We start from the raw sequence: 3,738 nt of genomic DNA, 5'->3' as shown, positions 1-3,738 counted from the left end.
AGCCTGTCGAGACCCCATCGCCGACCCACCAACCCACCGTTGGTCGAGCTTGTCGAGACCACCCCTGAATAACAGTCCGATGCTGCCAAGAGAAGGCCTGACCAGGGAAAATAAGTAGCGACACCGCGCGTTCTCGCATATAATGAGACGCATGAACGAGACCCCCGACCAGCTCCTCACCGGACCACCACCAGGTGTGTCCGAGGCTGAGTTGATCGACTGGATCAGCGGTCTCGAAAACCTGAAATGCCGGGCCGAAGCGATCCAGGCCGAAGCCGCCGTACGCCTCGACGAGGCCACCCGCGCACGGCACGTTGATGCCGGCGTCCCGGCCCGCAAGGTCGGCGACGGCGTCGCCGCCCAGATCGCCCTCGCCCGACGCGTCTCACCCGTCAAAGGCGCCAAACTCCTCGGACTCGCGAAGATCCTCATCACCGAGATGCCCTACACCTACGCGTTGATGAAGGCCGGCCTCTTCTCCCAATGGCAGGCCACCATCCTCGCCCGCGAGACCGCCTGTCTCTCACTTGAGGATCGGCGGATCGTCGACCACGAGCTCTGTGCGCGGATGCCCGGTAGCGCTGCGCCGAAGGTCGTCACTATGGGGCTGCGGCAGCTCGAGAACGCCGCCAAGAAACTCGCCATCACTCTCGATCAAGCATCTGTTGTGGCTCGAGCCGCGAATGCGGAGAAGGACCGCCGCGTCAGCGTCCGCCCAGCACCCGACACCATGACCTGGCTCGGCGCACTACTCCCCGTCAAAGACGGCGTCGCCGTCTTCGCCGCCCTCGACCAAGCAGCCAAGACCGCCCAAGCCGCAGGCGACCAGCGCACCCGAGGCCAGGTCATGGCCGACACCCTCGTCAACCGCGTCACCGGACGCGAGACCGGCGCGAAACCGAAGATCGAGGTCAAGATCGTCATGACCGCCGACTCCCTGACCAACAACGCCGACCAGCCCGCCATCGTCGAGGGCTACGGACCCGTCCCCGCAACCTGGGCACGCGAAGCACTCACCGACGCCGAAGTCTTCGTCCGCCGCCTGCTCACCGACCCCGCAGGCCAACTCATCGCCATGGAGTCCCGATCCAGGAGAGCGCCCGAGGGCCTCGCCGAGTTCATCAACACCCGCGACGAAGGCACCTGCCGCACCAACGGCTGCGACGCACCCATCCGCAACATCGACCACATCATCCGCCACGCAGACGGCGGCACGACCACCGCCGACAACCTCCAAGGCCTCTGCGAAAGATGTAATCAAGCCAAGGAATCGCTCGGCTGGCGATCCACACCACAACCCGACGGCAGCATCACCACCATCACCCCGACGGGCCACACCTATACGAGTCCGCCACCAGAAACCTGGCAACCAGACCCGCCGCCACTCTCACCCGCAGAGCTGACACTCCGCGACATCCTTCTCGACCACGCCGCGGCCTAGGCCAACACCGCACGGAGGCGGTCCGCGTACTCCTTCTGCTCGCCGTCGGCGTACTTGTGGCGGGGCCAGAAGAAGCCCTTGAGGCCGTCGCCCTTGCTGCGGGGTACGACATGCAGGTGGAGGTGGGGGACGGACTGGCTGACGACGTTGTTGATCGCCACGAAGCTGCCTTGGGCGTCGAGACCGTCGACGACGGCGGCGGCCAGGCGCTGGGCGTTCGCCATGAAGAGCTGGTGCAGGTCAGATGGGAGATCGAGGAGGGTCGAGAAATGCTGCTTGGGGACCATCAGGATGTGGCCCTTCTGCACGGGGCGATGGTCGAGGAAGGCCATGAAGTCGTCGTCCTCGTAGACCACCTCGGCGCTCAGGTCGCCGGCGACGACGTTGCAGAAGACACAGCTCACGAATCATCTCCCCAGGAGAGGGTTGCGACCACGAGGTCGACGGTGGGCAGGGCGAGGTCGGCGAGCTCGGGGCGCGGGAAGGAGTAGATCAGCCGCGACTCGTAGAGCCGGTCGGGCGAGGCGACCCACCGCTCCCCCACCGTCGTGGTCTCGGCCTGCATCGGATGGCGCACCATCCCGAACGGGGCCGGCCGGCTCAGCGCGACCGAGAGTCCGGTGGGGCGCCGACCGACTCGCTGCAGCCAGTAGGCGAGGAAGGCCGCGCCCTGCTCCGCGGCAGAGTCCTTGGCCTCCGACATCCACTGCATCCAGGCGAACTGCTCGTTCTTGGCACGCTGCACCTTCGGCAGGACCTTGTCGGTGAGATCGGCGAGCTGATAGTCGCGTACGTCCTCGTCGGACATGTCCACGACGTACCACTCCTGAGCCTTGGGCAGGCGCAGGTCCACGTGCGGCTTGGGGCCGAGGGTCTTGAGCATCTCCTTGATGCCCAGGCGGAACCTGTGGGGCCCGGCCGGGTCGATCGTGACGTACGCGATCTCGTCGACGTTGGCGAGAAGGAACTCCCGCAGCCCGTCGGCGGTGCGCAGCTGCGACCGGCGGCGGGTGTCCTCGGAGAGGAACGCCTCCAACGACTCCTGCGAGGAGAAGAGCATCGCCTCGTACGGTGGCTGGTTGCCGCGATCCCCTGGAAAGACCCTGATCCGGGCCTCGTCCAGCTGGGGAACGACAACCTGCCCCGTACGCAGCGCGGCACCGACCGCTTCGGCGTCGGTGGCGGCGAGCGCCGCCTCCAGCGCACGGTTGCGGTAGCCGTCGATCATCTTCCGAGGCTAACCCCTCGGACCCGGTGGGGTATGTCTAGACGGCGCCAAGACGCTGCGGCGTGTCGTCGTCGCAGGTCGCGAAGAAGTTTCCGACCTCGTCGACCATGTGGCTGAACGACTCCGCCGCGAAGAGCACCGGCTGGTAGTGGGTGATGTCGTAGTCGACCGTCGCCATCTGGGCGAAGTCCAGCGGACGCACCTCCACCTCCCGCATCTCCTCGATCTCGCCGTAGGACGAGAGCAGCCCGGCACCGTAGGCCTTCAGCTCGCTGTCCTCGTAGAGCACCCCGAACTCGATCGTGAACCAGAAGACGTCGGCGACCACCTGGAGCGCCTCGCGGGTCTCGACGCGACGCGCGGCGGCGCCGGCGAGCCGCTTGACCTCGGCCACCTGCGGGTCGGCGAGAAGGTTCCCGTGGCCGATCACCTCGTGGATGATGTCGGGCTCGGGGGTGTAGAGCGGGACCGCGTGGTGACGCAGATACTGCGTCGAGTGGAACTGCCCGTCGGCCAGGCTCCCATAGAACTCCTCCAACGGGACGATCCCCGCTGCGGGCACGTACTCGAACCCGGTCAGCGGCTTCAGCCCCGCCGACACCTCGTCGAGCTGCGGCACCCGGTCCTGCGGCAGGTTGAGCGCCTCCACGGCCGCGAGATAGTTGCGGCAGGCGTATTTGGCGTGCAGCGGTGCGATCTCACGACACACCGTCCGCCAGATGTCGTTCTCCGTCTCGGTGTATTCGATCCGGGGCACTGGCTGTCCCGGCTTCCACCCGAGCGCCGCGGCAGCGATCTCGCTCCGTCGAGCCCGGTAGTCCTGGTCTGCGAACCCGGGGTGGTTGTCCCCCAGATGCACCTCGACCTGCCCATCATCGCCCACGGTGACGGGCGAGTAGAGCTGTCCTTCCTCGAACATCCTTACCTCCATGTGACGTACGCCTCACAACCCTATCGCGCACGCCAGAGAAGTCATTCCGGCAAGGAGATCGACTACCGAAAGTTTTCCGCCCACCCCGCCCCCAAGGACGAATTTCTAGATGGGCCCCGCTGGTCGTGCGGGCAGAGA

At 66.5% G+C, this 3,738-nt stretch carries 4 protein-coding genes; 1 reads left to right on the top strand and 3 read right to left on the bottom strand.

Going from position 1 to position 3,738, the window contains the following annotated elements:
- The first annotated feature begins 151 nt into the window (after nt 1-151).
- Nucleotides 152-1,441, top strand: a complete 1,290-nt coding sequence (locus tag IEY81_RS08985) for an HNH endonuclease (RefSeq protein WP_189118125.1) — start codon at nt 152-154, stop codon at nt 1,439-1,441.
- Here the strand turns inward: IEY81_RS08985 and IEY81_RS08980 are convergent.
- The 3 genes from IEY81_RS08980 to IEY81_RS08970 are packed head-to-tail and all read right to left on the bottom strand — an operon-like array spanning nt 1,438 to nt 3,588.
- A complete protein-coding gene (locus IEY81_RS08980; protein ID WP_189118124.1) occupies nt 1,438-1,845 on the bottom strand; it encodes an HIT family protein in 408 nt (135 codons plus the stop codon). The two genes, IEY81_RS08985 and IEY81_RS08980, sit on opposite strands and share 4 nt — an antisense overlap.
- Nucleotides 1,842-2,669: an SseB family protein gene (locus tag IEY81_RS08975; RefSeq protein WP_189118123.1), complete on the bottom strand. Its 828-nt coding sequence runs from the start codon at nt 2,667-2,669 to the stop codon at nt 1,842-1,844. The genes IEY81_RS08980 and IEY81_RS08975 overlap by 4 nt, the downstream gene beginning before the upstream one ends.
- A 37-nt stretch (nt 2,670-2,706) precedes the next feature.
- Nucleotides 2,707-3,588 carry a phenylalanine 4-monooxygenase gene (locus IEY81_RS08970; RefSeq protein WP_189118122.1) on the bottom strand — a complete coding sequence of 294 codons (882 nt, stop codon included), beginning with the start codon at nt 3,586-3,588 and terminating at the stop codon, nt 2,707-2,709.
- Between the last annotated feature and the right edge of the window lie 150 nt (nt 3,589-3,738).

The sequence above is a fragment of the Nocardioides luteus genome, from assembly GCF_014648595.1.
GTDB lineage: Bacteria > Actinomycetota > Actinomycetes > Propionibacteriales > Nocardioidaceae > Nocardioides > Nocardioides luteus.
This window is presented reverse-complemented; position numbering and strand designations above follow the sequence as displayed.